This window comes from Oceanisphaera sp. (genome assembly GCF_052084945.1).
Taxonomy (GTDB): domain Bacteria; phylum Pseudomonadota; class Gammaproteobacteria; order Enterobacterales; family Aeromonadaceae; genus Oceanimonas.
Genome location: NZ_JBQDEX010000134.1, coordinates 1 through 6286, shown reverse-complemented (window position 1 = coordinate 6286; position 6286 = coordinate 1). Strand labels below are relative to the sequence as shown.

The window sequence follows — 6286 nt, the reverse complement described above, 5'->3', positions numbered from 1 at the left end:
GTACCGCTCCCCGCAGGGGTCCCTTATGCAAAGTGTGCTCGGGTGCGGTTGGCAAACCACACCAGCGATAACATAACGGGCACTTCCACTAACACTCCCACCACGGTTGCTAAGGCGGCGCCGGAATGCAGGCCAAACACGCCAATGGCGACGGCTACCGCTAGCTCAAAAAAGTTAGAGGTGCCAATCATACAAGCAGGAGCCGCAATGGCGTGGGTCAGCTTTAATCGATACGCCAGCCAATACGCTAACGCAAAAATACCGTAAGTTTGTATCAATAACGGAATGGCAATCAGCCCTATGACCAATGGCTCGGCCATAATCACCGGTGCTTGTAAACCAAACAACAACACCACTGTGGTGAGCAAGCCTAAAATAGACCAAGGCTTACAGCGCTCGGCCAAGTAAGACACAGGTAACGGCTTCGTCTTTTGGCGCTGTATTGTGTTCCACATTTGGCGTGTCAGTACACCCGCTACTAGCGGTAACACCACATACAGCAGCACAGATAATAACAAGGTATTCCACGGCACTTGTATATTACTCATCCCCAGTAATAATGCCGCCAAAGGCGCAAACGCAAACACCATAATCAGGTTATTAATGGACACCTGCACTAGCGTATAGTTGGCATCACCCCGCGTGAGTTGGCTCCATACAAACACCATAGCGGTACAAGGGGCCACCCCCAGCAAGATCATACCGGCTATGTATTCCCCCGCCGTTGCAGGGTCAACCCAAGGCGCAAACAGCACCCGAAAAAATAACCAGCCAATGGCAGCCATAGTAAAAGGCTTCACTAGCCAATTGATCACTAAAGTTAACAGCAAGCCCTTGGGCTTTTTACCGACATTTTTTACCGCGCTAAAATCAATTTGCAGCATCATGGGGTAAATCATCAGCCAAATAAGTGCCGCCACCACCAAATTCACGTGGGCATACTCTAGGCTGGCAATCAGGTTAAATACATCCGGTACTAAGGAGCCTAACAAGACCCCCGCCACAATAGCTAACCCTACCCACACCGATAAATACCGCTCAAACACACCCATCTAAAACTCCTCGTTCATGCTATACGCCTGACGCTATACGCAGTACCAAACACCAACACCGTTTTGCGTATCCAGCGTCTTGTATAAGCCTGCGTAAAAACTAAAGAGCGCTTTGATTGACTCTGGCCATTAACTGCTCGGCAGTTTCTACTCGCTCAGAATAGCGATTGGTTAAATACGCGCTGTTATCACGGGTTAATAAAGTAAACTTCATCAACTCTTCCAACACATCGACAATGCGGTTGTAATAAGGTGAGGGCAACATGCGGTTGTTATCATCAAACTCATTAAACGCTTTGGCCACTGATGATTGATTAGGAATGGTGAGCATGCGCATCCAACGGCCTAAAATACGTAATTGATTCACCGCATTAAATGACTGAGAGCCGCCGCATACTTGCATTACGGCCAAGGTTTTACCTTGGGTGGGTCTTACTGCCCCTAGGCTTAATGGGATCCAATCAATTTGGCTTTTCATGACTCCGGTCATGGCACCGTGGCGCTCTGGCGAACACCACACTTGCCCCTCAGACCAGGTCACTAATTCTCTTAGCTCTTGCACCTTGGGGTGTTCAACATCGTCACCGTCTGGCAGTGGTAAGCCGTGGGGATTAAATATTTTAATCTCGGCGCCCATCGCAATCAGTAAGCGCGCCGACTCTTCCACCACCAAGCGGCTAAACGAGCGCTCGCGCAAAGATCCATACAACAACAAAATACGCGGCTTATGAGTACTGGCCTCTTGTCCTAATACAGAAAGATCAGGTAGTTGAAACTGCTGCGTATCGATATTAGGTAAACTTAAATCAGTTAGGCTCATTCGTTAACTCCTCTTGGTGGTAAGTTATTTGTTGTAAAGCTTGTTGTAGGTAATGGCCCCATTGCGAACGGTCTTGACGGGCAATCGCCAGTAAGGTATCGACCCTGTGCTCTATTTGCTCAATGGTATTGCGAAAGGCGACGGCTTGTTCTGCATCGCTGCCGGTCAGTTTAGAAGGATCCGCCAAGCCCCAATGCACCACTAGGTGACGGCCAAACCACACTGGGCAGGCTTCTTGCGCCGCCGAGTCACAGACGGTGATCACCACATCGGGCGCAAAGTCGGCAAACTCATCCCACGACTGGCTTTGTAACCCCGCCGTAGCAACGCCTGCTTCGGCCAAATAAGTGAGCGAAAGCGGATGCACTTCGCCACAGGGCTGACTGCCGGCGCTTCTTGCTTCTAGCAGCCCTTGGCCTCTGTGCTGAGTAATAGCCTCAGATAAAATACTGCGACAGCGATTATGGGTACAGATATATAAAATTTTCATACTTCACGCTCACATTGAGACTGTTCATTCGTTAATTGCTGGCGACACTCACTCAAATACTCCGTATGCAGTGCCGCCGTTTGCGCCAATAGTTCACGCGCCCAGTCAGATAAATCAGGGTGTAGGCGGTAATACACCCACTTACCCCGACGCTCATCCATTAATAGCTCACATTTGCGTAACTCAGCTAAATGACGAGACACCTTAGGCTGACTTAACTGCAAGGCTTGTTGTAGGTCACACACGCACAACTCTTGGTGCATGCTGATCAGCAACATCGACTTTAAACGCGTGTCATCGGCAAGGCACTTAAACAACACCAATGGCGACATATGTTATCCTCCCCAGTCACATGCGGATTATCATATATATGATAATCCGCATGTCAATATTGTTGAGTAATTATCTGCTGTAAGGGTTTTAATTTCACACCTTGCAGGGTTAGGAGTAGTATTGAGACTCACCTTCGCAACATTAAGGAAGCTCAAGTGGAACCAATTCGCCTGACTCAATACAGCCATGGCGCAGGCTGTGGCTGTAAAATTTCTCCCAAAGTACTGGGTACCATTTTACACAGCCAACTGCCGCGCTTTAATGATCCCAACTTAGTGGTGGGCACCGACAGCCGTGACGACGCCGCCGTGGTCGATGTGGGCAATGGCATGGGCATTATCTCTACCACCGACTTCTTTATGCCAATTGTGGATGACCCCTTTACCTTTGGCCGCATTGCCGCCACTAACGCCATTAGCGATGTGTATGCCATGGGCGGCACCCCCGTTGTGGCCATTGCTATTTTAGGCTGGCCGGTGAACCTGCTCGCCCCCGAAATAGCCCAACAAGTGGTTGATGGGGGCCGCCAAGCGTGTATGGATGCCGGTATTTCGTTGGCCGGTGGCCACAGTATTGACGCCCCTGAGCCTATTTTTGGCTTAGCCGTTACCGGGCAAATCGCCCTCGATCAGGTTAAGCGCAACGACACCGCCGCCGCTGGCGATATGTTATTTTTAACCAAGCCGCTGGGCATTGGTATTTTATCCACCGCACAAAAGAAAAGCGTATTATTGCCAGAGCATGCAAGCCTTGCCGCAGAGGTAATGTGCCAGCTAAATAAGCCCGGCCAAGACTTTGCCAAATTGTCTGGGGTAAGCGCCATGACAGACGTGACCGGTTTTGGTCTTATGGGGCACTTGGTGGAAGTGTGTGAAGGCGCCAATGTGAGTGCCAGATTACAGATGGATCATATTCCGCTACTGCCAGGTGTAGATCACTACTTACAAGCCGGCGCCGTACCCGGTGGCACCTTACGTAACTTTGATGCCTACGGCGATAAACTAGCCCCCTTAAGCCCCCGCCAACAACAACTTTTGTGTGACCCACAAACCAGCGGTGGTTTATTAGTGGCAGTGAACCCCAGTGCCGTTAATGACTTTTTACAGCTTGCTGAGCAACACGACTTGTCATTAACCGCCATTGGCGAGCTCACCGAGCCTGGCGAATACCGCGTTGAGGTGCTGGGTGAGTGAGTTAAACCAAAACGCAGTACTCACCGATGACTACGAACAATTATTAGCCAGTGATACTCCGCTACTGGATTTGCGCGCCCCCATTGAGTTTATTGAGGGGGCCTTTCCTTATGCCACTAACTTGCCACTGATGAGTGACGATGAGCGCGCACAAGTGGGCACCTGTTATAAACAGCAAGGCCAAACTGCTGCCATTGCGCTGGGCCACACTCTGGTGGCCGGTGAGTTGCGCCAACAAAGACTTGAAGGTTGGCAAGCTTGGTTAAACGCACACCCAACGGGGGTTATTTATTGCTTTAGAGGCGGGCTGCGCAGTCAAACCGTTCAGCAATGGCTAGCAGAAGCTGGCCGCCCCGTTACTCGAGTAAAAGGCGGCTATAAAGCCTTGCGCAGGCGGTTAATTACCGAACTAGACACCGGCTTTGAACAGCCAGGCTTTGTGTTATCGGGCTTAACCGGCAGTGGCAAAACCGACTGGCTAACGCGCAGCCCATTGTCACTCGACTTAGAAGGTTATGCCCACCACAGAGGCTCCAGTTTTGGCCATTGGGCCGAGCCTCAACCTACCCCCATCAACTTTGAAAACCGCTTAAGTATTGCCCGCCTTAAACAGCGCCGCGCAGGCATTGAGTCTTGGTTGGTAGAAGATGAAAGTGCCATGGTGGGTCGATGCCCCTTGCCCAAGCGGTTATATGAACGAATGCAGCAAGTGCCGGTTTTATTATTAGAAGTGCCCTTTGAGCAGCGAGTACGTCAAATTCAGCACGACTATGTAGAAGTGATGCTAGCGCATTTTAATCAAGATATTTCACGATTAAGTGAGTACCTGCAAGACAGTTTAAAACGTTTGTATAAACGCTTAGGTGACAGAGATTGGCGCCGATTATCACAACAAATAACCGATGCTATTAATCAGCAAATACTGGGCTTTGGTTGTGATGGCCATCAAGAGTGGATAACCGAACTACTCAACCGCTACTACGACCCTATTTATCGCCGCCATCAAGACAGCAAAGAAGCGCGTATTGTTATGCGCGGCAACGAAGACGAGCTAGCACACTGGCTAAACAAGCAGCCCCAAAGCAAAACAGGCTAACTGCGCAAGGCGTGGGGTTATGTTAAATAAAACCCCTACGGGAGCTGTACGTTTAACGCGGTACGCTATACGGTAAATCAAAACACCGGTTTGGTTTTACGTACCGCGTATGGCGGATAACGTACAGCTGTTTGTGCCATGGATTGCCGCGTCGCTGCGCTCCTCGCAATGACCAAAGGGAGTCGCTCTGGTTTTCGTAGGGGCGAATTTATTTGCACAAAGCTTGGTGCTTGGCGCCGGGCGCTTGGTGTTACTCACCATGTAATAACGTTTCTACTTCATTCACCGGCATGGGGCGATAGAAAAAATAGCCTTGTACTGTTAATGGGCCAAAGTCTGCCAGAGAGTCTAACTGCGCTTGCTGCTCTACCCCTTCTACCACTAAATTAAGCGAGAGTTCTTGGGCTAAATTAACAATGGTTTTTAATAATAAATGCGCACGTGGGTTTTGGCTCGCTTCAACCATAAAAGTGCGATCAATTTTTAGTTCATCTAGCGGAAATTGGTGCAAACAGGCTAATGCCGAATAACCGGTACCAAAATCATCTAACGAAATTTTAAAGCCCAAGTTGCGCAACTTATCTAACATACCAATGCTGTTATCGGTTTGCGCCATCATGGTGGTTTCGGTCACTTCTAACTTAATGCACTCAGGGGTAATGCCGCAGCGTTTGATGCAGGCTTGCAACCATTCAACAAAATCCGGCTCGCTAAACTGCGGCGCACTTAAGTTAACCGACACTACCGGCACCAAAGTCGGTAATTGATGCCACTTAGCCACCTGCAAGCACACCTGCTCTATCACCCAACGATCTAGGCATACCGAAAGTCCACTTTGCTCGGCAATAGGAATAAACTCTGCCGGCGACACAGTACCTAACTTGGGGTGTTGCCAACGAATTAGCGCCTCCATGGCCATGATTTTGCCATCAACCGGTCTTACCTGCGGCTGATAATGTAGGCTTAGCCCTTCACCCTGAGTGTGATTAAGTATGTGATGTAAGCTGTGCTCTATATTTAACTCGCGGTGGTGCAAGTCGTGCTGGCGTAAATCCACAAACTGAAAACGGTTGCGCCCCGCGCGCTTAGCCATAGCATGAGCATGCTCTGCAGCTTGTAATAAGCCGGCATTATCTTCACTGTCTCGCGGGTACACCGCAATCCCAATACTGGGCTGTAAACTCACTACATTATTGTCGGCCAACACTATGGGTTGCGACATTAATCCCAGCAGTTTATCAGCCAAGTGCGCCATGGCGGCGTCTTGAGCGCGGCTGTGGCGAATAATGGCAAACATATCCC

7 protein-coding genes are annotated in these 6286 nt (G+C 49.8%); 2 read left to right on the top strand and 5 right to left on the bottom strand.

Annotation, left to right across the window (positions count from 1 at the left end; translation table 11 throughout):
- Window positions 1-23 precede the first annotated feature (23 nt).
- From arsB to ACTHY5_RS10715, 4 genes are all read right to left on the bottom strand, one after another.
- Complete coding sequence (arsB, locus tag ACTHY5_RS10730; RefSeq protein WP_441879489.1) at window positions 24-1052, bottom strand: ACR3 family arsenite efflux transporter; 1029 nt, start codon at window positions 1050-1052, stop codon at window positions 24-26.
- A gap of 100 nt (window positions 1053-1152) precedes the next feature.
- Entirely contained in the window at window positions 1153-1872 is a 720-nt protein-coding gene (arsH, locus tag ACTHY5_RS10725; RefSeq protein ID WP_441879487.1) for an arsenical resistance protein ArsH, read from the bottom strand.
- Window positions 1859-2362 (bottom strand): arsenate reductase ArsC, encoded by a 504-nt coding sequence (locus ACTHY5_RS10720; RefSeq protein ID WP_441879485.1) that lies wholly within the window; start codon window positions 2360-2362, stop codon window positions 1859-1861. The genes arsH and ACTHY5_RS10720 overlap by 14 nt, the downstream gene beginning before the upstream one ends.
- A complete protein-coding gene (locus tag ACTHY5_RS10715; RefSeq protein WP_441879483.1) occupies window positions 2359-2694 on the bottom strand; it encodes a metalloregulator ArsR/SmtB family transcription factor in 336 nt (111 codons plus the stop codon). The genes ACTHY5_RS10720 and ACTHY5_RS10715 overlap by 4 nt, the downstream gene beginning before the upstream one ends.
- A gap of 156 nt (window positions 2695-2850) precedes the next feature.
- On the opposite strand from ACTHY5_RS10715, the gene selD reads away from it, so the two are divergent.
- Together selD and mnmH are read left to right on the top strand one after the other, a co-directional pair.
- Window positions 2851-3888: a selenide, water dikinase SelD gene (gene selD / locus ACTHY5_RS10710; protein ID WP_441879482.1), complete on the top strand. Its 1038-nt coding sequence runs from the start codon at window positions 2851-2853 to the stop codon at window positions 3886-3888.
- Window positions 3881-4984: a tRNA 2-selenouridine(34) synthase MnmH gene (mnmH, locus tag ACTHY5_RS10705; protein ID WP_441879480.1), complete on the top strand. Its 1104-nt coding sequence runs from the start codon at window positions 3881-3883 to the stop codon at window positions 4982-4984. The genes selD and mnmH overlap by 8 nt, the downstream gene beginning before the upstream one ends.
- 250 nt (window positions 4985-5234) lie before the next feature.
- On the opposite strand, the gene ACTHY5_RS10700 is transcribed toward mnmH, so the two are convergent.
- The coding region (locus ACTHY5_RS10700) for a putative bifunctional diguanylate cyclase/phosphodiesterase (protein ID WP_441879478.1) at window positions 5235-6286 on the bottom strand (1052 nt) is incomplete at its 5' end.

Coding starts and splice junctions, on each gene's coding strand:
- arsB (WP_441879489.1), bottom strand. CDS start 1,052: ATGGGTGTGTTTGAGCGGTATTTATCGGTGTGGGTAGGGTTAGCTATT.
- arsH (WP_441879487.1), bottom strand. CDS start 1,872: ATGAGCCTAACTGATTTAAGTTTACCTAATATCGATACGCAGCAGTTT.
- ACTHY5_RS10720 (WP_441879485.1), bottom strand. CDS start 2,362: ATGAAAATTTTATATATCTGTACCCATAATCGCTGTCGCAGTATTTTA.
- ACTHY5_RS10715 (WP_441879483.1), bottom strand. CDS start 2,694: ATGTCGCCATTGGTGTTGTTTAAGTGCCTTGCCGATGACACGCGTTTA.